Source organism: Fictibacillus sp. 18YEL24, assembly GCF_015903855.1.
GTDB classification, from domain to species: Bacteria; Bacillota; Bacilli; order Bacillales; family Fictibacillaceae; genus Fictibacillus; species Fictibacillus phosphorivorans_C.
In genome coordinates this window covers 153335-177976 of the sequence record NZ_JACZDT010000003.1, presented here as the reverse complement: position 1 = coordinate 177976, position 24642 = coordinate 153335, and the positions used below count along the sequence as shown (strand labels likewise).

The 24642-nt window shown below is 38.8% G+C and carries 23 protein-coding genes and 2 pseudogenes; 8 read left to right on the top strand and 17 right to left on the bottom strand.

Going from position 1 to position 24642, the window contains the following annotated elements:
- Positions 1-87: 87 nt before the first annotated feature.
- The 11 genes from HU823_RS11250 to HU823_RS11200 all read right to left on the bottom strand — a co-directional run bounded on the left by HU823_RS11250 (position 88) and on the right by HU823_RS11200 (position 13480).
- Positions 88-1776 carry a methyl-accepting chemotaxis protein gene (locus tag HU823_RS11250; protein WP_197222105.1) on the bottom strand — a complete coding sequence of 563 codons (1689 nt, stop codon included), beginning with the start codon at positions 1774-1776 and terminating at the stop codon, positions 88-90.
- A 10-nt stretch (positions 1777-1786) separates the two neighbouring features.
- Positions 1787-2227, bottom strand: coding sequence for a chemotaxis protein CheW (locus HU823_RS11245; protein WP_197222104.1), 441 nt, complete (start codon positions 2225-2227; stop codon positions 1787-1789).
- Between the two features lie 194 nt (positions 2228-2421).
- On the bottom strand, positions 2422-4170 hold the full coding sequence (locus HU823_RS11240; protein WP_197222103.1) for a metallophosphoesterase family protein: 1749 nt from the start codon (positions 4168-4170) through the stop codon (positions 2422-2424).
- Between the two features lie 100 nt (positions 4171-4270).
- Positions 4271-4714, bottom strand: a complete 444-nt coding sequence (locus HU823_RS11235) for a helix-turn-helix transcriptional regulator (protein ID WP_144702572.1) — start codon at positions 4712-4714, stop codon at positions 4271-4273.
- Between the two features lie 78 nt (positions 4715-4792).
- Positions 4793-5041, bottom strand: coding sequence for a hypothetical protein (locus tag HU823_RS11230; RefSeq protein WP_197222102.1), 249 nt, complete (start codon positions 5039-5041; stop codon positions 4793-4795).
- 53 nt (positions 5042-5094) lie between these two features.
- Positions 5095-6939: a PAS domain-containing sensor histidine kinase gene (locus tag HU823_RS11225; protein WP_144702578.1), complete on the bottom strand. Its 1845-nt coding sequence runs from the start codon at positions 6937-6939 to the stop codon at positions 5095-5097.
- A 171-nt stretch (positions 6940-7110) separates the two neighbouring features.
- Positions 7111-7389 carry an HU family DNA-binding protein gene (locus HU823_RS11220; protein WP_066236049.1) on the bottom strand — a complete coding sequence of 93 codons (279 nt, stop codon included), beginning with the start codon at positions 7387-7389 and terminating at the stop codon, positions 7111-7113.
- A 131-nt stretch (positions 7390-7520) separates the two neighbouring features.
- Entirely contained in the window at positions 7521-8291 is a 771-nt protein-coding gene (locus HU823_RS11215) for an SDR family NAD(P)-dependent oxidoreductase (protein WP_197222101.1), read from the bottom strand.
- 18 nt (positions 8292-8309) lie between these two features.
- Positions 8310-9200, bottom strand: coding sequence for a hypothetical protein (locus tag HU823_RS11210; protein WP_197222100.1), 891 nt, complete (start codon positions 9198-9200; stop codon positions 8310-8312).
- Positions 9201-9374: 174 nt separating this feature from the next.
- Positions 9375-12167, bottom strand: coding sequence for a DEAD/DEAH box helicase (locus tag HU823_RS11205; RefSeq protein WP_197222099.1), 2793 nt, complete (start codon positions 12165-12167; stop codon positions 9375-9377).
- The gene (locus tag HU823_RS11200) at positions 12164-13480 is read right to left on the bottom strand and encodes a hypothetical protein (RefSeq protein WP_197222098.1); all 1317 of its coding nucleotides are present in this window, start codon (positions 13478-13480) and stop codon (positions 12164-12166) included. The genes HU823_RS11205 and HU823_RS11200 overlap by 4 nt, the downstream gene beginning before the upstream one ends.
- Before the next feature lie 306 nt (positions 13481-13786).
- Between HU823_RS11200 and HU823_RS11195 the strand changes: the two genes are divergently transcribed.
- From HU823_RS11195 to HU823_RS11165, 8 genes and pseudogenes are all read left to right on the top strand, one after another.
- A complete protein-coding gene (locus HU823_RS11195; protein WP_144702593.1) occupies positions 13787-13951 on the top strand; it encodes an aspartyl-phosphate phosphatase Spo0E family protein in 165 nt (54 codons plus the stop codon).
- A gap of 187 nt (positions 13952-14138) precedes the next feature.
- Entirely contained in the window at positions 14139-14297 is a 159-nt protein-coding gene (locus HU823_RS11190) for an aspartyl-phosphate phosphatase Spo0E family protein (RefSeq protein WP_144702596.1), read from the top strand.
- Between the two features lie 145 nt (positions 14298-14442).
- Positions 14443-14787: pseudogene (locus tag HU823_RS22290) on the top strand (peptidoglycan-binding domain-containing protein); the annotation flags it as partial.
- Between the two features lie 24 nt (positions 14788-14811).
- A pseudogene (locus HU823_RS21900) lies at positions 14812-15108 on the top strand (3D domain-containing protein); the annotation flags it as partial.
- A 164-nt stretch (positions 15109-15272) separates the two neighbouring features.
- Positions 15273-16220, top strand: a complete 948-nt coding sequence (locus HU823_RS11180; RefSeq protein ID WP_197222097.1) for an AAA family ATPase — start codon at positions 15273-15275, stop codon at positions 16218-16220.
- Position 16221: 1 nt separating this feature from the next.
- Positions 16222-17439, top strand: a complete 1218-nt coding sequence (locus HU823_RS11175; RefSeq protein ID WP_197222096.1) for a DUF58 domain-containing protein — start codon at positions 16222-16224, stop codon at positions 17437-17439.
- Entirely contained in the window at positions 17433-18641 is a 1209-nt protein-coding gene (locus HU823_RS11170) for a DUF4129 domain-containing protein (RefSeq protein ID WP_197222095.1), read from the top strand. Before HU823_RS11175 ends, HU823_RS11170 begins: the two co-directional genes overlap by 7 nt.
- A gap of 90 nt (positions 18642-18731) precedes the next feature.
- On the top strand, positions 18732-19661 hold the full coding sequence (locus HU823_RS11165; RefSeq protein WP_197222094.1) for an ATP-grasp domain-containing protein: 930 nt from the start codon (positions 18732-18734) through the stop codon (positions 19659-19661).
- Positions 19662-19715: 54 nt separating this feature from the next.
- Here HU823_RS11165 and HU823_RS11160 read toward each other — a convergent pair whose 3' ends face one another.
- The 6 genes from HU823_RS11160 to HU823_RS11135 all read right to left on the bottom strand — a co-directional run bounded on the left by HU823_RS11160 (position 19716) and on the right by HU823_RS11135 (position 24534).
- On the bottom strand, positions 19716-20639 hold the full coding sequence (locus HU823_RS11160; protein WP_197222093.1) for a DNA-3-methyladenine glycosylase family protein: 924 nt from the start codon (positions 20637-20639) through the stop codon (positions 19716-19718).
- Positions 20640-20663: 24 nt separating this feature from the next.
- Entirely contained in the window at positions 20664-20840 is a 177-nt protein-coding gene (ytzI, locus tag HU823_RS11155) for a YtzI protein (protein WP_144702616.1), read from the bottom strand.
- Between the two features lie 134 nt (positions 20841-20974).
- Positions 20975-21583, bottom strand: coding sequence for a nitroreductase family protein (locus tag HU823_RS11150; RefSeq protein WP_197222092.1), 609 nt, complete (start codon positions 21581-21583; stop codon positions 20975-20977).
- Positions 21584-21703: 120 nt separating this feature from the next.
- Positions 21704-22348: an FMN-dependent NADH-azoreductase gene (locus HU823_RS11145; protein WP_197222091.1), complete on the bottom strand. Its 645-nt coding sequence runs from the start codon at positions 22346-22348 to the stop codon at positions 21704-21706.
- A 210-nt stretch (positions 22349-22558) separates the two neighbouring features.
- The gene (locus HU823_RS11140) at positions 22559-23116 is read right to left on the bottom strand and encodes a DJ-1/PfpI family protein (RefSeq protein ID WP_066391610.1); all 558 of its coding nucleotides are present in this window, start codon (positions 23114-23116) and stop codon (positions 22559-22561) included.
- A 176-nt stretch (positions 23117-23292) separates the two neighbouring features.
- A complete protein-coding gene (locus tag HU823_RS11135) occupies positions 23293-24534 on the bottom strand; it encodes an MFS transporter (protein ID WP_197222090.1) in 1242 nt (413 codons plus the stop codon).
- Between the last annotated feature and the right edge of the window lie 108 nt (positions 24535-24642).

The following is a 24642-nucleotide window of genomic DNA, read 5'->3' as shown; positions in this document are numbered from 1 at the left end:
TTTTATGCTCGGTCACAGGGGATTATCCTCTGTCGCTAACAAAAAAGCCGCCCATTCAAGCTGGGCAGCTTTCAATTCTTTTCATATTTACACTTTAAATTTATTAATCGCTTCGTTCATCTCTTCTGCTAGCTGTGAAAGTGCGTTTGATGAAGATGATATTTCCTCCATGCTTGCTAGCTGTTCTTCTGCAGAAGCAGAAACTTCTTGCGTTGACGAAGCTGCTGTTTCTGCCATCGATGAGATCACGTCGATCGAGCCAACAACATGTTCGGTACTCGCTGTCATCTGCTCTGTAGCAGCTGAGATATCGCTAACTTGTCCAGAAACCTCTGCAACGGTATCGTACAGACTTTTGAATGCTTCACCTGATTGATAGACGAGTTCTCTACCGCCATTTACTTCTATCGCACCGTTCTTCATTGCGGTAACGGCTTTTTCAGTTAGTTCCTGTATGCTAGTGATCAGTTGACCGATCTGGGAAGCAGATGCTGATGATTGCTCTGCTAATTTTCGTACTTCATCAGCAACTACCGCAAAGCCTCTGCCTTGTTCTCCTGCACGAGCTGCTTCGATTGCTGCATTCAGCGCTAGCAAGTTTGTCTGACCGGCAATATCCGTAATCACATCAACAATATTCGTAATTTCTTGAGACTGCTCACCAAGATCCTTAACAACTCTTGAGGTACTGTCCATAGAAGTGTGGATCGCATCCATCTGACCGATCGTCTTTTGTATAGTCTCATTTCCACCTTCTGCTACCTGCATAGAACGAGCAGATGCTTCAGACATGTTCTGCATACTAACTGCGATCTGTTGAATGCCGGCAGAAAGCTGGTTCATGGCTTCTACGATATCATCTACCGTACGCACTTGTTCTTGAGATCCTCCTGCCACCTCACCTATCGTTGTCGCGATCTGTTCAGTTGCCATACTCGTTTGTTCAGCTGAAGCGGTTAATTCTTCAGAAGATGCTGCTACTTGTTCAGCAGTAGCTCTGACTTGTCTGATTAAAGCAGCAAGGTTTGTACCCATATGGTTGATGCCATCTGCGAGCATACCGATCTCATCTTTATTTTTTACAGAGATCGGATCCATCGTCAGGTCACCATCTGCGATGTCATTAAGCATATTGGACATTCTCACAACAGGTCTAGAAATCATAAGAGAGATCGTGTAACCGATTGCAAGTGCAGCCACTACAATAACGATTCCTAAAATCGTGATGAGAGAGACAACGAACTTCTCTTCGTCCGCAACGACGACTCTGCCTTCAGCCATTAGGTTTGCTTGTCTCTTGCCCATCTCTTCTGTTACAGCTCGCATGTCTCTGCCTAACGGGAAGAGAGTGCTTTTTGCATATTCATTTGCAGCTTCCATGTTACTCATTGAGTTTTGCAGAACGCGATTTGATTCCGTTTTGTAATCATTGTTCAAATAATAAATCTTCTCCAGCCTATCTTTATCTGCCTTTACTTGAACGAGTTTCATCGTTTCATTTACGAGTGTATTAATCTTCTCGTTCGCGTCGGTCAACTTTTGTTTGCTTTCGGTCGATTGCTCGAGCAAGTATTCCCTGACACTATTGTTTTGAACAGTCGCTTGAAGTTCGATCTCTTTAGCATTGTTATAGATTACCGTTCTTCTGTCCAATAGTTCACTGTATGTATGTTGCATGTCTTTTAAAAAGTAAAAGAAAACACCGCAAGTTGCAGCAAACAGAACGGCAATTGTTAAAAAAGAACCTACTAGCTTTTTTCTCAAAGTCAGTTTCATACGTCACCTCTTATAAATTTCTGTTGCTAAAAATAACCGGACAATTCAGCACAATGATTAGGTGATCATCCTGCTTAGAGACACCATTTATTAACGAATCCTCTTTTGAACGAAAACTCCCTGGTGATTGTATAGAATCTGCTTCGATATCCATAACATCGGTTGCAGCTTCCGTTAAAAGCCCTAAGAAATTTTCCTCATTCTGTAAAATAACAATTCTTGTCTGATCTGTGATCTCTGTCTTCCCTTTACCGATCAGCTGTCCAAAATCAATGATCGGAATAACGTTCCCTCTTAAATGAATGATTCCCAATACGTCTGAAGGCATCTCTGGCATCGGTGTTATGTCCAGAACGCGCTCGATCGAAGCGACATGTTCGATCGGAAGGCCATATTGTTCAACTCCAGCTGTTATTACAACAATCTTTAAAGTTTGAGTGCTAAGTGACATCTCACTTGCTCCTTTTCTAGGTATTTCTTCATTAAACAATAGTCATAAGTTCTCACTCTTTTTATCGGTTAAGAATTTCAAATGTTTTAGTCTCAAAAATGATAATAAATCTATTAATCATTTTTAGTGTTTCTCGAGTTTATGTACCAACAATAAAAAAGCCTGAGCAGAAAATGCTCAGGCTTTTTTATTACTTATCTTTTTAATTCTACATTCTCTATCGTATTCGGCGGAATGGTTACTTGCACCTCTACAAACTGTTTCGAACCATATAATTGTGTTTCAACTACTTTACCAACAGAAGGCGTGTAGCTGCCTTGTTTCATATAGAATGGGATATTTACAGTCAAAGATTTATTTAAACGATTCGTAACTGTTGCTGTTTGGGTGACTTGAGATCCATCGTTCGGCAGTTGAAACTTATTTTCAAATGAAACAACTCCAGCTGACGTATTCCCATTTTGATATACTGGCATGGATTTATCTGGACCTTCATATACGTATGAATTGAATTTATTATCAGCTGCATTCTTCTCAAACAAACGATAGCCAACCCATGGTTTAGCTGATAATTCAATAGAAGCAGTCGTGGAAAACAAAATACCGTCTTGCTCTGTAATGTTATCGATGTGCGTATGTCCATGTAAAGATAAATTAACGTTGTTCTGCTTCATTACATCAATCAGTTCATGAGACCCTTCACCATGCCATTGCTGATCGTATTTAATACCGAGCGCCTCACCTTTTATGAGCGTTGTTAAATGCTGCGGATCATGCTTACCATCATATTCTTCCCAATACTCGTTTACATGCGGATCTGTTGACGGCCATATGTCACGATCACGCCATAACGGATTATGGTGAGAAAATAATCCTCTTACTTGTTCAGGTTGTGCACTGGATTTGTTATCTGCTAAATCTTTTTTGATCCACTCCATCTGCTCATCACGTATCTGTCCACCCCAAGTAGGAACAGATACGGTTCCGTGTCCTTGTCTATCAAACTTGTGCCAATCAAAAGAATTGTATCCGATCATGTGAGCATATGGTCCATAATCAAATGAGAAATATTGAGGACCGAAATATTGTTCCCAATACTTAGCACCATCAGTTAGCGTAGCATCTTGTGCATAATAATCATGGTTCCCTGGTACGATATACACAGGAACATCAAACTGTTTCAGCATGCGGTATGTTTCTTCATATTCATAGATATATTCTTTCGGATTCATCTGACCATACATTAAATCACCAGTCATCACCACAAAATCTGGTTTTAACAAATTCACTTGTTTAATCGTTTTTTGGAGATATAACCAACGTTTCGTTCGATCTGGGTGCCACAATCCCGCTTCAGTAATATTAGCTGGATCTGCAATATTTCGTGGTGAGCCAACATGAATATCCGTTAGGTGCATAAACTTAAATTCTTTCTTGAACTCTTTAACTACCTTTACCGAGTTTGGTTCATCATCTGTAATACGCGTTCCATTACCTGTATAAGAAACTTGCAGATCAAATAACTCTTCTGGAACCTCATCTGGAATTTGTACCGTAACTTCATAAATAGAAGAGCTGTCCTTCCAATAAGAAGATCCTTTTTGCACATTTTTTACAGGAAGAGTAAATGTTCCATCAATCTTCGCTGCTTCCGTTGGATTTAAAGAAACTTCCCATCCTGCAGGTTCTTTATCTTTTGTATCCACCTTAATCGTCAGATCTGATCCGTTCTTTTTTATTGCCGGAGTTGACATAAGTGGATAAATAATATTTTCTACTTTTGGATCTAGTGCTAAATTAGGCACCTTATCCAAATAGTTTTCAGTGTTTCCAATCCCACCATCTTGTTTGTCTATACCAGACAAGAAGGCATGTGCTTGTCCAACAGGTATCGTTAAAGCACCTGAGATAACAAGTGCTGTTAGCTTCATTCTCCAACTCATGTTTGACTCTCCCTTCAAAATAACTTGCATCTTGAAAGTAACAGCACAACGTAAATTTTATGTAACAGCACATTAAACATTTTATGAAACAGTTATTTTACTATATTTCTTTCAATCTCTTTCTTGCTTCATTTTCTTCAAAGGAACTATACACACGATAATCCTTTTGATCAAGAATTCGGAAGTGCTGACTGATTACATTCTGCTGAAGCCGGTAGCCTCTACGTGAATCTACTTCTTTCCACCAGACATGTCCACCCCAGGTTTTTTCTTTCGGTATCGCTACATACTCATGAACGACTAGTTCCATAACATCAAGCGGATTTCCACCTAATGCATGGTTAAGAATGTCTGAGTTTCGAAACAATGCACACATAGCAACGATTACAGTCCAGCTCGCTTTAATTCTTTCTTTTTCGATCTGCACTAACGTTTTCTTTGAAATTCCTAATATATCGGCCATCTTGTCTTGTGTATATCCAAGTTCAGTTCGTACAAGCTTGATCTTGCCTGTTAACAAGTCCACAATTTCGTCTTGTGTCATAATAAAGAGAATCTCCTTTTTATCCTTTTAGGAACATTTTACACAAAAAAACTCCTTTCAACAAAAATGAAAGGAGTTTCAGCTATACGTATATGGTTCCCAATGAGCAAGATCATAGAGCCCAGAATTAATTCGTGTACTCTCCGCTTCCAACAATGACAATAGTTCATTAGGAAGTTCACTGTGATGATCGACTAGGTTCATCTCATCGTTTGGGGATGAGATCAGAACCGTGAACAACTTCTTATTTTCCATGTTCATACCATGAACGTGAATATAATTTAAATCCTTTACTCGATACACAAAAAAGATACGGTATTTATTCAACTCTCCCACACTCCCTTATGAACAGTGTGGTCGGATTCTTCATACATTAAACCTTATTTTGGTGAAGACGGTGCAGTTGGAAGTTCGATCTCTACTTTCGTCCCTTCGTTCTCAACCGAAGAAAACTGAATAGCTCCACCATGCTCTTCAATGATTTTAAAACACACCATCAATCCTAAGCCCGTGCCCTTTTCCTTTGTTGTATAGAAGGGTTCTCCTAGGGTTTTTAAACGTTCTGCTGGAATACCACATCCCTGATCTTTCAACTCGAGAAGGACAGAATCGTTTCGAGTTCCAATCTTAATATGAATTTCTCCGTCTTTATCCATACTTTCAATCGCGTTCTTCAACAGATTGATGAAAAGCTGTTTAAGCTGATTCTCTACACCATATACAAGCGGTATGTTATCTGAAATATTTACCCAGATCTGTATGTTTTTCATGATCGCTTGGGTTTCTAGCAACCTAACAACACTATAGATCAGTTCTTGGATGTTCGTATGTTCGAAGCTAACCGCTTGCGGTTTAGCAACAAGCATGAGCTCACCGACGATGTCGTTGATCCGATTGAGTTCTGACTCCATAATTCTTAAATATTCTAACCGAATCACATCGTCTGCATCTGACAAAAGTTTCGTAAATCCTTTGAGTGAAGTTAACGGATTCCGAATTTCGTGTGCGACTCCTGCAGCAAGCTCGCCGAGAACAGAGAGCTTCTCTGATTTTAACATGAGTTCTTCTGTCTGTTTTGCTTTCGTAACATCTCTAGCAAAGGTAACTAAGCTCTCTACATGACCATCTTTCGTCATAACCGGAACACCGCGGGCCTCTAATAATATCCAATCACCATTTTTATGAACCAACCTGAACTCTGTCTGAAACGGTTCTTTTTTCACAAGAGCTCTCATGAAAAGATCAGAAAGGCTCTGTAAATCATCAGGATGAACCATTTCCAGGATAGCCCCTTTAATCTCACCATCTTCATAGCCAAGTACAGGTAAGTGTGAAGGAGATACATATTGTATGATGCCAGATGGATCAATCACAGTAATAAGATCTGTAGAATGTTCTGCGATCAAACGATATTTCGCCTCACTTTCACGTAGAGCACGCTCTACTTTTTTCTGAGAAGTAATATCACGATATACAATTACGAACCCCATAATCTTACCGTCCATGTCACATATGTTTGAAAAAGATGCAGATACGTCAAAAACGGTTCCGTCTTTGTGTATACGTTGTGTTTCATGAAGCGGAACGGATTGTCCTTGTTTTAACAAGTCAATGATCTCTTTTGATTCACCTTGCAGGTGTGCTGGTGTAATAACAGGATAGTCGTCATTATCCTCCGAGAAATCCTCTTCAGCCCAGCCGAACATCTGAATGAATGCATCGTTCACCTTAATGACCTCTTGCCTTGTGTTAATAATGAGAATGGCATCTGTTGTTCCTTTTAAAACCGACTCTAATAGATCTAGAGCCACACTCAGCTCTTCTTCCTTCTGTTTATGAGGTGTTATATCACGTCCTGTGATAACAAGCACTTGCGGTTTACCATCACTCGTAAAGGTAGGTTGCTTGATGAGCTCTAGCATCACTTTACGACCGTTCTTCATCATAATCTTTTCAGCTGTTTTTATCGGTTTTCTTGTTTCCCATGCTCTCTTATCGGAAAGGCTACATCTTTCAATTGCTTCGTATGAAAGTCTTGTTTCAAGTTCCTCAAGACTTTTTCCTTTATATTCATCGTGGTTGATTCCATAAATATTAAGAGCGAACCGGTTTGCTTCTGCCCATGTTCCATCCGGATACCTTAAACAAACAAATTCGGGCAGGACATCGATCATTTCTTTTAAAGTGGCAACTGCAGGTAATTCATCCTGACTTAATACTTTCATTCTATCCACCCTTTTTTTACTAAAACTTTCTTAACGTCTATAAATTAAATAAAAGGGTCTATTTTCCTTTATTTTTTTCAGGAATTCGCACGTCAAATTCGTTTATTTTTCGCCTAAATATGACAAAAAGACGCTTTCCTCGAGGAAAGCGTCTTTCGTATCTGCTGACGATTAAACGGCTTTTACCGCTTCTTTTAGCGATTTACCTGGCTTGAAAGCAGGTACGTTGCTAGCCTGAATCATGATCTCTTCACCAGTAAGAGGATTACGTCCTTTTCTTGCGTTACGGTTTCTTGTTTCAAATGTTCCGAAACCGATAAGCTGCACGCTTTCACCGTTTTTCAAAGCATCTGTAATCGCATCTAGCACTGCATCAACGGCAAGCGCTGATTCCTTTTTGTTCATACTCGTTGCATTTCGAACTGCATCTACTAAATCCATCTTTTTCATTATAAGTTGCTCCCTTCAAACATTGAATGAACTGCTTGTGTAGCAACATTATTAACGAAAAAAATAGGTTTCATACAGAAAGATACAAAATTCCGAAAAATATTTATATAGTTTAATAATTCGTTTTCTAGTCAGAACCCTTGAATGGTCATTCCACCATCAACAAATAGTGTTTGGCCGTTCACGTAATCAGCTGCTTCACTAGCTAAAAATACCGCTGGTCCCACAAGGTCCGGTAGTTCTCCTACTCTCTTTTGCGGAGTAACAGCGAGTATATCTTGTAAATATTTCTCGTCGGCTAAAAGTTTCTCAGTTAATGGTGTCTTAAAATACCACGGTCCGATGCTGTTCACATTTATGCCGTACTGTCCCCACTCAAGAGCTAAGTTCTTTGTCATCTGTATGATCGCAGCCTTGGTAGAGGCATAGACTACGCCGGTACGAAGAGCAACATGTCCAGCAACAGAAGAAATTGTAATGATCTTTCCTCCTCCAGCTTGCTTCATTCGTAGACCAGCTTGCTGTGAGAACCAAAAAGCTGAACGAAGGTTCGTGTGCATGATCGTATCCCATTCTTCATCAGATACATCTAAAGCTTTTGATCGGATATTCATTCCAGCATTGTTCACAAGTATATCGACCCCAACCTGCTCTGAATCTAGTGTTTCAAAGATTCCTTTAACCTGATCCTTGTTCGTAACGTCCGCTTCAAAAAGATACGCCTTTGTTCCTGCACGTTCGATCAACTGTGCTGTCTTTTCCAGATCAGATTGTGTTCGGGATACAATGATCACATCCGCTCCGGCTTCTGCATATCCAATCGCGATCGCTTGTCCGATCCCTCTTCCAGCACCCGTTACGAGTGCTGTTTTGCCTTTAAGTGAAAATGACGGTAGATACACGTATATGACCTCCTCTATTTAGTTAAAAAGTTCCGGGGAAATGATGAAGTAACGGACTTGATCTGACTGATAGGCTCCCGCTCCCATAGCATTCATCGTATTGATGCTAATATGATAAGCTTCAAATTCCGTTTCTTCCTCGGTTTCAGAATTGCCTTCAGCAGTTACGGCTACTGCTGTCTTTTCAGTAATACCTGATCTCTCTATATTCCATAGAGAGCTGTTCTTATCAAGGTGGATTGCATCAGAGTTCGTAAAACTCACGTAATAGGAATTACCCTTTGGCACCATATTTTTTAAGCCATGCAGATCGAGAGCTTTAAAATAAATGCTAGGTGAAGAAATAAAGTTTTCACGATTTACCATTTCGAGCTCTTCATCCATAACATGTGTACTTATTTGATAATTCCCATCATGCAACGAGATCCATGCATTCATATCTCTTCCATCTCTATAATAAGAAGTTTCATAATTAAACTGCCGAACTTCTCCATCGCTATTAAAGTTGATTTCCACATTGTTTATTGCAAGCTCTCCCTCTGCATGTAGCGCTTTCTTTACCTTCTCATACTCATTATAAAAATTCATCTCATACACATTTGTTGCTGCTTTAACATGAAGCACTTCTTCATAGAAAGCTGTTACTGAGTAGTTCACAATAATGCTTGATAAAAAAGATAACACCCCGAGAGAAGCAGCCCACTTTTTTGCATCCTTATTAAGGATAAGCTTAGGAAGAAAAAAGAGTAAGAAAATCGAAATACCTACAGGCAATACCAATGAATCAATGCGAAACGTAAACGTACCTAACAAAAAGTAACCGATCAGTTTCCACCCAATGTTAGATTCTTCATGAGTCGCTTTTTTCTTATAGATGAGGATTAATAATATAAGAAAAATACTGGACATACCCAAGCTAGATATGATTCAAACTGCATCGTTCTCCCCCTAATTTTTGGATAATAGTATAAGTTTATCAAAAAACTCGTGAAAAAGACGCTTCTATAAATTAGAAATTCATTCAACCGAAAACCAAGCTCAGGGAAGCACACAAAAAAGCACAGCTCACTCGCTGTGCTTTTCCTAAGATTCTACCCACTCTTTTCTTAGCGTAAATAGATCTTTTAATTCGTCTGTTGATAGTTCCGTAATCCAATTTTCACTCTGAATCACTTTTTCTGAAAGTTCTTTTTTGCTCTCGAGCATCATATCAATCTTCTCTTCTAATGTGCCAAGCGTAATCATCTTGTGCACCGTCACGAATTTTTTCTGTCCGATACGATGGGCACGATCAGTCGCTTGATTCTCAACAGCTGGATTCCACCATCGATCATAATGAATAACGTGATTGGCTTCGGTCAAGTTGAGACCAGTTCCTCCAGCTTTTAGAGATAAAATAAAGATCGGATGCTCTCCGTCTTGAAAACTTTCAATCATCTGGTCACGTTTTTGCTTGCTTAGACTTCCATGCAAAAAGAGAACGGATCTGCCAAACTTTTTCTCCACATACTTCTTTATTAATTCACCCATAAAGATAAACTGTGTAAAGATCAAGCACCTTTCATCTTTTTCAAGAATTGCATCGATCAATTCAATCGTTTTTGCAAATTTAATAGACTGATCCTCAAGTTTTCCTAGCTTATCATTCTTCGTATAAAGAGCCGGATGATCGCAGATTTGCTTTAATTTGCCTAACATCGCGAGTAATAATCCACGCCTTTGCATCCCTGTAACTTTTTCTAACTGCTCAAACGTATCTTGAACAAGTCTTTCATACATAGAAGCTTGTTCTTTTGATAATGGACAATATTCTTTGATCTCTTGTTTCTCAGGCAGATTAAGCTGTACCGCTGGATCCATCTTCGTCCGTCGCAGCAGGAATGGTTGAACAAGCTGTTTTAACTGCTGTAAACGCAACGTATCATTGTCTTTCTCAACTGGTACTACAAACTTTTTCTGAAACGATGGTTCGCTCCCTAAATATCCTGGGTTTAGAAAGTCGAAGATCGCCCATAGCTCAAGAAGCCTGTTTTCTACAGGAGTTCCCGTTAACGCAATCTTGTGACGTCCGTTCAGCCTGCGGATACTTCTTGATTGTTTTGTATAACTGTTCTTGATGTTCTGTGCCTCATCGAGTACGATCGCTTCCCAAAACGTTTCACTCATCTCATTAAAATCAAGCTGGCATGTCGTATACGAAGTGATAACAACATCGAATTTTTTGTACCACTCAGTAAATTGATCTCCTTTTTTCCGGTTCCCTCCGTAATGAAGACCTACCGATAAAGTCGGTGAAAAGTTTTGAAGCTCCTTTTGCCAGTTTCCGATTACAGAAGTAGGACATACGAGCAAAAAAGTGCCTTCGTGCTTTTCTTTTTCTTTCACTTTTAAGAAATAGTCAATGGTCTGAACGGTTTTCCCTAGTCCCATATCATCTGCTAAACAACCACCAAGACCGAATTCCCGGAGAAAGTACATCCATGAACTACCTGTCTTTTGATAGTCTCTTAACGTTCCGATCAAGTTTTCAGCTTTTGGCTGAATAGGTAATGTCTTGATCTCTGTAAGCTGATCCATCCATGCGTTCAATGGTTCATCCCACTCAATGTCAAGCATCGGTCCTTCTGACTCTATTCCTTCAAGACCATCTTCAGCAGGGTTGGTTTCCATGTTTAGCAGATGTTGTTCTAACACATCTTTTAGCTGTATGCCTGTACGATCCACGTTTTTAATAAGATGCCGTACTTGTTTCATCCACTCAGGATCGACTCTGTACCATTGACCGTTTCTTCGCACGAGTCTTCTGCTGCCATCAACGAGTTTTCGAAACTCTTCTTCTGTAAGCTCTTCGTCCCCCGTTGACATTCGCCAATCAAATTGCATGATTGCATTTAATCCAAGGAAAGACGGTGCACCGCCAGATTGCTGCGATTTTGTTTTTATCTTTGCTTTTACTTTCGGTTGAAGTTCTTGAACGGTCTGCCACCATGCTGGAAGGACAACGGTAAGTCCAATCTGCCTTAACAGATCGCTTTTTAGCGTTAAAAAATCCCAAGCCTCTTTTTCGGTTATCTCATTACGAATTTCTTTACGTGTATTTGGTTTTAACCATGAGATTAATTTTGTTACGAGCTCTATATCAGATTCTAACATCTCTTTAAAAGGTTTCCATTCCTCTGGGAGAAGTGTGCTCTTTCCGAGATAAGGTACAGCTATTCCATCATCTTTTTCTTGAAGAATGACGTTCAGCTTCCATATATCTTCACTACCTTCACCATCATTAGCAGGTTCAGACAGTTCAAAAATGATATCAAAGGGTTTCGGATCTTTTCTCCAGCCAATCTTAATCAGCCATTCGTCTTCATTCAAGTGATTTAAGGCCGATATAATCTGTCGAGGTACCCCCTTCATACGATCTCTGTTAAAGTTTGAAGGCAAGTAAGTACTTCCGTCATGTGGCAATGTAGAGAGAGCTTCATTCAACCACGCCGATTCAATTCTCTCTCCATCCGTTCTCCATGCCCATACCCCTGTTTTCCATGCCTCGTAATCAGGAGTAACCTTATCTTTTTGCATCAAACGAAAGACATCGTTAGCCTCTCTTACAAAAGCCCAAGAATCTTCTTCCCAATTGTTTTCCGCCAGAAAAAAATCGGGGTAGCGATTAAAAAGATCAAATGCTTCCCCAGCATCCAAATAAACATTCTGATCATCATCAACATCTAGCAACGTCCCGTAAAATGAAGGCTTATGCCATGTAAATAAAAGAGGTTTCCAGTCGTTTACATGCACTCTTTTTTGATGTTTTGTGGCCCATAAAACCATGTTGCCATGAAGCCATTTCGCGTGTAGCAAAAGATTGCTTGTATCGATCATGAAATAAACTTTCCTTTCCTAAGCTCTTCCTGAAAGGCTCTAAGCCGCCCATAAACTGTAGCAATCTGATTGATATACTGTGAAAAACGTTCTTCTTCTCCAAGATCAAAATATAAAGTGCGAAGCGTTTTTAAATGTTTAATGGCGGATTGATAAGATTTTCTTGTCCTCTCATTAATAAGCCTATCGATCGCTTGATGATAGATCGGCAAAGCAGATTCTTTTTGAAAAGACACGACCTCTTTTAGATCTTTTCTTTGAATCAACTCTGGTGAGTAGCCCATGATTACTTGCAGTTCCACCCATCTCTCATGCTCACCGATCACCATCAAATATTCACCATACTCATAGAACGTGATGGGTAAAAATTCGATCAGCATCTCTTCATACTGATCCTCGTCACCTGTGTGTTGAGCGTACTTCCAAAAATAGCTTAAGTATTCATGAAAAAACTCTCGAGAATCGGAATGATAATAGTACGTACCAACACCTTCTAAGAAATATGGCTTAAGATCGAGCAGCCATAACAAGAGGCGATCCCATTCTTGTTTGTCTACCAATAACTTCATCCAAACGAGATAATGAACCATGTCTACTTTTTTCTCACACTGAGTTAGTCGTTTGAAAGCAAGTTCTTCATTTCCACTTGCAAAGGCAAAATGAACAAGAGCCAGTTCGAGCATTTGAGATGTTTTGCCACTCTCTTTTTCTTCTAAAAGCTGCTTTTCATATTTAGACACCCAAGCTTGTTCAATATAAAGTAACGACCAGCTGATCTGGAATAGATAAAATAGAAGATGTCCCCACTTAGGTGGAATCTCATATAAACTCTGAAAGTTGCTTAAACTTTCTTCCACAAGCTTTTTATTCTCATTTAGTAACTTTTTGCTGTCGATCTGTTTTAATGTAATATACATTTGATCACATAGTTTCTCAACGGTAGCATCAAAGTTCGATTGCATATATGTAGCCACACCATACTGAGCTTCAAAAGAAAACAATCGGAGCAGCGTTTCGATCTGTACGTGATATTTGTATAACAACGCAATATCTTCGTCAAAGAATTGTCCTGCATTTAAGAGCGCAGGGTAATAATCTCGGTAAATATGAACAAACGTATAACTCGTATCTTTTCCGTCTGCGAGATCTCGAAAGGAGACGGTTTGCAGTTTACGTCTCTCGAATGTTTCAAACCGTTCTGAAAAATACTCACGCCATAGTTGAACAGAATGTGTGTTTTGAACTTTTTGCTCAGGCGTTTCATAATGAACTTGAGTTTCGCCCTTATCTTTATGCTCTTCAGTTGGTTTCATTCCGTCTCCCCCCTTTCTTTTTATTACCAATTATAGCAAAATACATCTAGACTCATTCATGTATATCATATCTATTTTAAAGGAAACCGGTGAAATTGACCAAAGATACACATTTAACACCTAAAACAATTCCAATTTTTACCGATAATTTTAAGTGAAGTGTCTCATAAAGGCTTGTACAAGCATGAACCAAAGTATAAGTTATTTGAAAAGAAGTTCCGTGGAGTTAGGTTTATCTTTAATGATATGCCAGTCAATTGCCATAGAGACTTCTTAGTCGTTACATCCCGAAAGGAAGAACTACTTATGATAGAAAAAAGTATTCAAGAACGAATTCTCCTATTAAGAGAAGAATTATATCGAATCTCAAATCAACTAAACTATGAACTAACACACCCTAAACTGGTCACAATAAGCCAACAGCTCGACCAATTATTAAATCAGTACGCTGAAATCCAACAAAAAGCATAAAAAGCGACCTTTATCCAGGTCGTTTTTTAATTTTCAAAAGACCTTCCATCTGAATTCGACATAGAACCCCAGCCTTATGTAGATTTTTGTAACATTATCACTTTTTTAGACGAAACCCTTTTTCTTTTTGTAAATTTATTGCATATTAAGTGAAGACAAAATCTCTCATGAAAGTTGTGAATGAAACATGTTATTGCAATTAATTGAGGAAAAACGTGAAGTATTGTTATGTCTTGGCAAAACATATGGTTTAACTGCTAAAGAAACAGTAATCTGCAGTCAGGAATTAGATCAGTTATTGAATCGCTTAGATGAGTTTATTGGTGAGCCTAGCGATAACTCGTAATTTTTGTCTATTTCCTGGGAAATTTGTCGTTTAAGAATCTTATTCTCTACTTTATCCTATCGCACATCATGGATATCTATTAAATTCCATAATTACCTATTATTATATGAAAATAGTAATGTAATCTGTTTGTTATCTTCTCCTAATGAGTTTGTTACATTCGATTAGTATAATTGGCAACCGAGGCGTATTTAACCAATTATACATATTAGGAGGAGTTATCATGATAAAAAAATGGGTAATTACAGGGGCTCTGGCATTCGGATTGCTCGTTTCTGCTCCCGTTAGTGGATTTGCAGCAATGGGGGATCACACTCTCCGACCGGGTACTTGGGACAATGACGTATATGAACTTCAAGGAAAATTAAAAGCGCTAGGATTCTATGATTTTGCTGTAACAACAGGTTATTATGGTCCCGTTACTAAGCAAGCCGTAACAGACTATCAACGAGCTAAGAGCTTATCAGTAGACGGTATTGCTGGACCTCAAACGTTTAACAGCATTCAAAATAACGTTACAAAAAAGAGTATGACTGTTGCTGCGACTGCCTATACGGCAAGTTGTGAAGGCTGTAGCGGTACAACTTTCAATGGTACAAATCTAAAAGAAATTCCTTATGCAAAAGTAATAGCAGTTGATCCAAACGTTATTCCTATCGGATCTGTTGTTTATGTTCCTGGTTATGGTTATGCTGTGGCTGATGATACCGGTGGTGGAATCAATGGTAAGGAAATTGATGTATTTATGAAGAACTATTCTGATGCCGTTAATTGGGGAAGAAAAAGTGTAAATATTACAATTTTAAACTAAATGAGATGAGGTCACTGTACCTCATCTTTTCTTTGCTCACAGCTTAAAAAGACGCTGTGAGTTTTTTTATGTTTACATTAATTTCAAAAATATTACATTTTTTATTTTCTAAATATTATAATAATGATAAAGTTAAATTAACTTTTTTGAGAGGATGTACATAAATGAACATGAAGAATCAGATGACAATAATTAAAAATGCAATAGCTGAAGTGTTAACAGGAAAAGAAGAACTTGTCGAATTAACGATGATATCAATCGTCAATAAAGGTCATTTATTATTAGAAGATGTACCTGGAACAGGAAAAACTGTACTTGCTAAAAGCCTTGCCCGATTAATAGGTGGAGAATTTAAAAGAATTCAGTTCACACCCGATATCCTTCCCGCTGATATTACGGGCATACAGTTCTTTCATCCGAAGCATCAAGAGTTTGAGTTGCGTCCCGGTCCAGTTATGACGAACATCTTATTAGCAGATGAAATTAACCGTGCGACTCCTCGAGCACAATCTAGTCTATTAGAAGTGATGGAAGAAAGACAGGTTACGATTGATGGTGAAACCCTTCCCCTTCCGTCTCCTTTCTTAGTTCTAGCAACACAGAACCCTATTGAATCTCACGGAACATTCCCCCTTCCTGAGGCCCAGCTTGATCGTTTTTTTATGAAATTACCGTCTGGTTTTCCAAACTACGATCAAGAAAAAGAAATGCTTCACATGTATCGTAAAAATAACCCACAAGATTCTTTAGAACCTGTCTTCACTTTAGAAGATATATTAGTCATGCAAGAAGAAGTAAAGCACATTCATGTTAGTGATAGTGTTGAGAATTATTTACTATCCATCGTTCACGCGACCCGCAGTCATGAATTTATTGAGAACGGTGTGTCTCCTCGTGGTACCCTTGCCTTTATGAGAGCTGCTCAAGGCGCTGCTTATGTACAAGGAAGAACGTTCGTTACTCCAGACGATGTCCAATTCGTAGCTCCTTATGTTTTAACTCACCGATTAGTATTGACGATGGAAGGAACGATGAGAAAAACGAAAGATCAAGTGTTAAAAGAGATCCTTGAAGCTATTATTGTCCCTGTAGAATCTGAGGCAGGTAGATAACATGCAATGGAACAGCGAGGTATGGATTAAATCCATCTTTCGGGCCTTAGTTATTTTCAGCCCATTAATACTTTTGATAGGTTTTTATCGTAATATTCCATTTTTGTTTTTATTAGGACTTGCGATCATTTTTTTGTATGGAACATTATTGCTGCAATCTAGGTCAGCAACAAAGGACATTGTTTTAGATACTACTAAACAAGTTCATCGTTTGTTTCCGGGTGATACAGATCAGTTCCATGTAAAACTTGTTCATAAAGGAAGGTGGCCTTCTTATAGAGGAGAGCTCATCTTCACACATCGAGCTCCGATAGAGGTCATAGGTCATGTTGAGTCCAACAATACTTCAAAAGGAAGAATTGAAGTTAAGCGTCATTTTGCACTCTATCGCCAAACAGCTTTTACACAAACAATACCTTATACTGCTACAAGAAGAGGAACAACAAGAATTTCCAATTTGACACTTCAAGTACAAGATCCTCTTTCATTAAGTGGTCAAGCCTTGGCTTATAACGGTATATTTCCAACAGAAATTGTCGTTTACCCGAGGCCACTCCCTGTTCATCGTATTGAGCATCTGTTTTCTCAAGGTAGCGGTGAAGCTGTAAGACCTTTTGCATTATTTGAGAACGTATCTCTTCCTGCAGGTAACCGAGACTATTCTCCAGGAGACTCTTTTCATAAAATACATTGGAAAGCTACAGCACGCTCAGGCTCGCTTCAAACAAAAGTTTTTGAAAAAACAGTTGTATATCACTGGACATTTGTTTATACGATACTTCCTGATCATAAAGAGATGAAATCTCTTGAGGATATGGAGAACGAGATCAGTCACTTGGCATACATGTGTCAATTTGCTGCTGAAAAAGGGATTCCTTTTGAAGTGTTCATTAATTTTAAAGTTCCAGGTCCGATGGGGATGTATCATGTGCCAACTGGAAGCGGAGCGATCCACCTGAGCAGTATCCTTGAAGGTCTGGCGAGGATTGACCGATCTAATGTTATCGTGAAACCTCAGATCATGTGGAATAAGATGGATCGTAGTTTTGTTGGAACGAGTCCTTTCGTCATCTTTTTAGGTCATATTCCGACTGATCAAAATTCTCAAATCTTAATTAAGAAGTGGTCTAGATCAGGTGGAAGAACCTTTTATGTCGAGCATAACGAAGAACATGCCATACTGATGCCATACCTTTCATCGGAGGTCGCATCATGCTAAAGAAAAATCAGCAGTTTTCACTTTATGGATTGAACGTAACCTTTGATGCCATGCTTGTATTTATCTTCATGACTATCTTTTCAGGTGGTGCAACGTGGTTTGAATTCGTATGGTTCACGTCAAATCTCATTCCAATTATCGCGGTTAGCGGAGCTTTATACCTTTACAAACCTAACTTAAATAAGATCACACTTCTTGCTGTTGTGATCTTATCATCACTGTTGTTTTGGTATATGACTTCTTCTCTCCTTTTATCCATTCTGATCTCAATCGTCCTTATGTGGAGAAGCGCAGAAAATTGGAATGATCCTTTTAAGACAGATCTTGAATTAATTTTTGGTCTTGGCGCAGTGTTAACATTCATTCTTTCGCTCTTTTTTAAAGATGGCTACACCGTCATATATGGAGCAATCTGGACACAATTCATGCTCATGTTGCTCATTAAAATGACTCTGCACTATTTTAAGAATGATTCTATTCGGATCGTAATGAAGGATTTTGCTGTTCCTTTAACGCTAGTTGGGTTAAGCGGGGTGATCCTTGCTGTATTAGGACCGTTAAAACAACTAATTTATTGGATTCTAGACGGTGTATTCTTCATTTTGTATTATATTTTGGCGGTTCCTCTTTGGGAGTTGCTTTCCCTTCTTCCCCCATTGATTCAAATGATTAAGAAATTGTTTAATACAAAAGAAGGCGGAAAGATGGAATTGAGTAATAAGACAGAGGACATAGTAGAGCAGCGTCCTGAAACACTTGCGGAATCTCCGATGCTTCTATACACGACAATCGCGATTCTTATCATCATCGTCATATTCTTTCTTTGGAAAAAGAGAAATATATTCAACAATCAATCCAGCCTTTTGCTTAATGGAAACATTTCAGTTCTTGATAGTTCATATGCGAACAGCCAGTTGATCGGCAAGAAAAGATGGCTTCACTCCAAAGACAGGACTAGAAAGAAATTTTTACAATTTGAAAAAGTGATGGATAAGAAGGGATTTGGAAGAGAGCCTGGTGAATCTGCGGTGAACTGGTTTCTAAGACTTGAACTATCCGGAAAAGATGCAGATTCTGTTTTAGCTGCTTATGAAAAAGTACGTTACGGTGAAGAGAGCATTTCTGATGAGGAGTACAATCAGTATGTAAGTGCATTGAAAAAATTTGAAAAGTCGGATCACTTGAAGAAGAAGCCGAAATAAGACGGCTTCTTTTTTCTGTTCATACCACCTCATTTAATATAGACTAATAATATATAATTAGTCGGATTTCTTGCATACAAGGAGGATATTATGACAAAAAAAATATATGTGATTCATGAGAATAGTGAATGGACTGCTCCGTTATTCCAACGTTTTGAAGAACTCGGACTACCTTATGAAGATTGGCATATGAAAAAAGGACACATAGATCTGACAGAAGCTCCACCACAAGGTATTTTCTATAACAGAATGAGTGCCTCCTCTCATACGAGAGGACACCGATATTCACCTGAATACACGTCTGCGGTACTATCCTGGCTTGAGAGCTATGATCGTAAAGTATTTAACGACTCAAGAGCGCTTCAGCTCGAGATCAGTAAAGTGAAACAATACAGCGCATTAAAAGCATTTCATATACCTGTTCCCAGAACGATTGCCGCTTACGGAAAAGATGAACTGATACATGCTGCAACGAAATTTAACGGCCCTTTCATCACGAAACACAACCGTGCGGGTAAGGGTCAAGGCGTTCAATTGTTCCAAACGCAAACTGCACTAGAGTCTTATGTACATTCGGAGAATTTTGATGAATCCATCGACGGAATTACTCTGCTACAAGATTATATCGAAGCACCAGAACCTTATATCGTGCGCTGCGAATTTATTGGCGGCAAATTTTTATATGCCGTTCAAGTAGATACTTCTGATGGATTCGAACTTTGTCCGGCTGATGCTTGTCAGATAGGTGATCAGTTCTGTCCGATTACAGATCAGACAGAGAATCTAACGCCAAAGTTTCAGATTCTTAAAGACTTTGTTTTACCAAATCAAGAAAGTTATGAAGCATTCTTAGATGCAAATGGCATTACATTTGCCGGTATCGAGATCATTACGGACAAGAGTGGAAACGTATATGCGTATGATGTAAACACGAATACGAACTACAACCGTGATGCTGAAGCAGAAGCAAATATATATGGCATGAAGGCGATCGCGGAGTTTTTAGGTACAGAATTATAATAATAAAAAGGTGACGGTCATCTCAAAATATGCCCTCACCTTTTTATTAAGCTATTAAGTATGATCCACAACTACAGGAGTCTGATTTAAACTCTCCCATAGATAATAAGTGATATATGTACGCCACGGTGTCCAATCCTGCGCAAGCACCCTTACCTCTTCTTCTGATGGTTGTTCATCTAACTTCCAAACTTGACGGATGGCATTTCTTAATCCAATATCTGCAGCAGGCAGTACATCCGTTCTTCCCATACCAAAGATTAAAAGACATTCGATCGTCCATTTCCCTATCCCTCTTATAGGCAACAGAGCTTGTAGAACTTCTTCATCCGATATACTCCATAAGCTTTCTAAATCAAGAGTACCTCCTGCAATAAGCTTTGCTAGGTCAATGATATATTCGGCTTTTCTCTGACTGAATTGAAGCTCACGAAGGTCTTCATACTCTAGCTTTGCAACAGAATTTGGAGTTGGAAACACTTGAAATGTACTTCCCTCTACTTCCACTTTATCGCCAGCAAGCTCAATCAGGCGTTCGGTCAACGTTCCAGCAAAAGTTAAGTTTACTTGCTGGCCGATAATAATTTTTACAATAGACTCAAACAGGTCCGTGTCTGTCAGAAGCTTTAACCCCTCAAAGCGTTGCAGGACTCCAACCAATTTCTCGTGTTCTTCAAAGTGGTGATAAAGAGGTGACAGATCGACTTCTGTTGAAAACAATTGTTGTATTTTTTTCTTAACTGCCTCTTCAGATACTCGACCAATTAAAGGTATTGCTTTACAGTTCAGAATAGGGTTAGTAACCGTTCCGCTCGATACTACTTTTACATAGCAAGGAATTTCTTCTATCCTGATTATTTTTTCGTATTCTGTAAATTGTTCATTGAGTTTTAAGACATGAGTTTTCCCTGTAACCGTTAGTCGCTGCATCATCTTTTGAAAATCAAACGGTGGTTTAGGTTCAATCACAAACTCCATCCTAACCATCCCTTCTTATTGAAGCTACTTACCCTCTTTTACCTCTTTATCGTTATCTTCATTATTTATATAGGGATTGTCGTCTAACTGATCGATTGTATGTTTATAGGCATAACCTTTTGTAATGGCGGCTGCGAAAATAATTACGACGAAGATAATGATAACGAGGGTAATTAATATTGAAATCGTTAATATGCTCATACAGACTCCTTACCAAAACTGATTTTATTTGTATAATAGCACATTTTCCCATTAAACAAACGTAGTTCACGATGCATAAATGGTATGAAAAAAGCAGCTATGCCCAATTTCAGACACAACTGCTTAGCTATTATTTACTTTTCTTCATATTTTTCATGCATCACAATACGATTAACATCGAAGCGTTCTGTAGGCTTTGCAGGCACGTCAGCATATCCTAATGTAATCATCATTACAGGAATGAATCGTTCTGGAATTCCAAGAGCAGGCACAATAGCAGCATGATCGAATCCTGTCATCGGACATGAATCAACACCAACTGCTTTAGCAGCAAGCATGAGCTGCATCGCACCGAGTGATGCATTTTTAAGTGCTTCTCTTTCGCCGATCGCACGCCCTTGTGAATAGGCAGAGTTAATATTTTTCAATAACATATTTCTTGCTTCTTCTGGAGCTTTTTCAAATACTTCTGCAGCTACTTTATCTGCTTCTGTGTCTCCTAAGACTACCACTACAGCTGATGCATCCAGCACATGCTTTTGATTATAAGCAATCGGGAAAAGCTTTTCTTTTTGTTTTTGAGATGTTACTACAATAAAACGCCAGTGCTGCAGATTCCATGCTGATGGAGCTTTCCCAGCCATCTCAAAAATCTGGTGAAGTGTTTCGCTCGGAATTTCTTTGTCTTTCTGATACAAACGTACAGAAGATCGTTCTTCCATAACTTTAAATGTTTCGTTCATTTCTTCCACTCCCTATTCCGCATTCTGATGGTTTCTCTATAAAATAAAGAGGTGCCACGTTTCGTTGACACCTCGTTACTATTCCACCAATTATAGTGGGTTATCAGTTGAAGTCAAAAATTATGCATTGTGTTTCGCTGATACTAATTCTTTAGCCAATTCAGTCGCTCTTTCACTTGCATCAGCCAAAATTTCTTCTGCACGATCTGGTGCTGCTGCCATACCTTCTGTAAATACATGATGATAATCAGTAATTCCGATGAATGCCATCACACCTTGAAGGTATCCGTTCGTGAACTCAAAAGCTTGAGCAGGACCTTCAGAATATACACCACCACGAGATTGAACGTGAACAGCAGTCTTGCCGCCTAATAATCCAGCTGGGCCGTTCTCTGTGTATTTAAACGTCTTTCCTGCCATCACTACATTATCGATATATGCTTTAAGCATTGGAGGATAGCTCAAGTTCCACATTGGTGTGTTAAAAACATACATGTCTGCTGAAAGGAATTGTTCTAAAATTTCGCCCATACGGCTTGTTTTCTCTACTTGTGATGGAGAAAGCTCTTGCCCTGCAGCTAATTTGCCCCAAGCATCTAGAACATCGGCATCGATGAACGGAATGTTCTCTTCATAAAGATTTACCGTTTCGATTTCTACGTTTTCGTTTTGATTAGACAGTTCGTTTAAGAAGTGACGTCCTAGGCGAAGTCCGAACGATTGATCCATTGGTTTTGGGTTAGAGTTAATGTAAAGTACTTTCATTTTTGTTTCTCTCCTTTATGTCTGTTGTAATTAGTGATTAACTTCTCTTTAGTAAGTTGATTCTTTTACATCATAATTCCATAACTTACTTTTGTCAAGCACTAAACTTTTAATTATTATCATGATTTATTTTAGTGATTTTTCCCATTAAAAAACGCTTTCTAGCTAATAGCCAGAAAGCGATAAGGGGGAGCGAAGATCAGCGTTCCGTTAAAAGGAACTTGTACCTTTATAAAAATTATATTCTTCCAGGCCGTCAAAACATTGCAAACGGTCCCCAATCGTTAAACCAAAATCAATATAAGCATGGCTTTTTGCTGTTAAAAGATTCTTATCTTCAACAATCTGTTTTGATTGATACGTTCCATTCAACCAGCTGTTTGTTTTAGCAAATTCATCTTCACGTAAAGACACAGTATATGACCTGCCGTTCAATATACCGGCTCGTCCTAAAATAACTGCTCCATTACCAATAGCTGCAATCTTAATATTCTCTCTGTTGAACACTTGCAACAGATGCAGAAGTCTCGGATTTCCTTGAGTGAAAGCTTGTTTTCCCCCAGGAATAATGAGCATCTCATAATCAATAGGACTAATATTCTTCATCTTAATCGTAGGCTGCATCAGTAAACCACATTCACTAGTAACAGTTCCTGGCAACAGCGAGAAAGGCAGCACTTCATACTTTTTACCGATAATAGATAAAGTCGTCATTACTTCAACTTCTCTAAATTGTGGATACAGATAGACAAGTACTTTCTTTTTCAATGGTATTCACCCATTCCTGTTACTTTTCTACCCGTCTTGCAGGGAAGAGGGTGTATAATTATTGTAACAGGATGCCGACTTGCTTTGTATTGGGAAAATTGAAGGAGAACATGTGCTTTCTTTTTAGTAAAATACAAGCAGTTTTCCCAAGTTATTAGATAGAATTGATAGGTTATCTATACAACATCTTGTTCAAGTGAGGTTATTTTCTGGTTAGAATGTAGGACTTTACGATTTAAAAATGCGATCGCAAAGGAAACCAAAAACAGAAAACTTACTAACACATATGTCTCTCGAACTCCAAATTCCTCTGCAAACCAACCGAGTAATAATGTCGCTATTCCAAATGTCCCATACACGATTGTCCCATGAGATGCATACACTTTAGCCAGCTGTTTATCTCTATAGGATTCTTGGATCAACGTATTTTGGGACACATCTCTCGCCATCTGAGGAAACCCAAAAACGAAAGAAACCAATAAGGCAATCCATGCTGATGAAGTTAAACCGAACCACACGTTAAGCAACATCAAACAAACCGTTGATGCCATAATGACAAAGCCCAGATATGATTCCATCCATTTAGAGAACCGGTATACTACAAGACCCGCTACCATCATTCCTGCAAAAAAAGACGCATTGATGTAACCCCACCACGCTTCTCCTTTTCCTATCGCTGTTTCAACATATACGTAAAGAATTGCGGCGATCCAAACTCCATGACCGAAGTTTTCAAGTACATCCATAACTGTTAAAGTTGTAAGTTTTTTTGATTGAAAGATCAGTTGCCAACCTTCTTTCATCGCTTTCCACTTCGACTCTTGTGTTTTAACGTTCTCCTTTTCGTTAACCTTTATTTGAATAGTAAGTAAGGTTGCAACGACAAATAAGCCAAAAGTTACCCATAGCATATTTTGTTCCCCCCACATCACCAATAGAACACTGCCGAGTGGCCATGATAAAAGCATAGAAGTCTGGTTGGCAATACTGATGAAACTGTTTGCTTTTACAAGCTCATCACTTTCTACAAGATCAGGAACCATAGATCTTCTTGCGGGGTTTCCGAGACCTTCAAGAAGAGAAATGATTACGACCAAAATATACAATAGAGTAAATGTTGTAGCCGTATGTATACCATATAAACCGAGTAAACATAAACAGAATAACAATGCTGTTTTAAGCATAAGTGTGTGGATCAATAAACTCGTTCGTTTGTACGTTTCAATGAATAGAGGAGCTAGAAAACCTGAAACAAGCAAGGACATCGTCTTCGCAAATGGAATAAGAGCCATATGCAGGACAGATCCCGTTTCATTGTAAACAAGTGTAATCAAACAAATGATATAGAGTATATCTCCTAAATTCGCGAGCGTCTGTCCGCTCCATAAAAAATGAAAATAGCGATTTGCTTTAATCATATAAATGCTTCATCCTTTTTATGGTAATATAAACCACACAAAGTGTACCACATGACAGGTGATTACGTCTTTGACGGTGTTTGAGTGGATGATGAGGTTGTTGATTTA